This window comes from Capnocytophaga sp. oral taxon 863 str. F0517 (assembly GCF_000466425.1).
Classification (GTDB): Bacteria; Bacteroidota; Bacteroidia; order Flavobacteriales; family Flavobacteriaceae; genus Capnocytophaga.
In genome coordinates, this window is sequence record NZ_KE992147.1 from 1 (window position 1) to 883 (window position 883).

Annotated in this window: 1 protein-coding gene; it reads left to right on the forward strand. The window is 28.9% G+C overall.

From position 1 onward, the window contains the following. The first annotated feature begins 189 nt into the window (after positions 1-189). Positions 190-849, forward strand: a complete 660-nt coding sequence (locus tag HMPREF1551_RS06270) for a hypothetical protein (protein ID WP_231374963.1) — start codon at positions 190-192, stop codon at positions 847-849. Positions 850-883: the final 34 nt, after the last annotated feature.

Consider the following 883-nt stretch of genomic DNA (forward strand, 5'->3'; position numbering starts at 1 on the left):
TTATTTACTATCTAAAAACAACGCAACAGCAGTATACTAATTAATGGCTTCCCTATTGAGAGATATTATGGATTGGGAAATGGTGCCTTAAGCGCAAGTGTCCCCATAAATACAGAAATTTTAAAGAGTGGTTTACAATCTTGGAAAATTAGAATTTTTCCTATACACATCAATGGAATTCCACAAAAAATGATAGAAGGAGAGGCAAGAGTCCAATTAAAAATACAAGCTATTCGTTTTAAAGATGATGGAGATATTGAAAAGATTTCTACACCTGTGATAGATTTCGAAGTTCCACTAAAAAAAGAAAAAGAAACAGGAAAAAATATATTTGTAGATATGGGAAAACCTTATGTAGAATATTGTGGAACATTTCAGGCTAATGTCCCATATCAATTAAAAGGATGGCAAGATGGAGAAAAATTTGATTTATCTGATAGCTTAAATCTAAAAAAAGAAGTTCTAAACAAGTTTAATGAACTTAGAAATATGATTATCAATAAAGAAGAAAATAAATTTGAAGAGAGTATTTTATATAAAGAAAAAGAAGTAGCTCAAGCTTTATTTATGACAGAAAAAGAAAGTAAGGATATTGCAAAATTTTATACAGCTGTATTTGATGGAACTCTACAGAATTTTAATATGACTTCAATTGATAATGAAGAGTTGGTTTATTATTGTGAAGATAGAGTAGTCACATTATTATTTACAGCAATGAAATGTCCTCGTTGTAAAGGAGAGCCTGTACTAGTAGGAAGATATGAAGAGGAAAATAGAAAAAAAGTAAGAATTTTCCCTATATATTTATATCGCCCAAAAGGTAAAAAAGAATTAGAAGTTATAAGATAAAATACATCAAGTAAAGTCTTGGATACGAGGTATA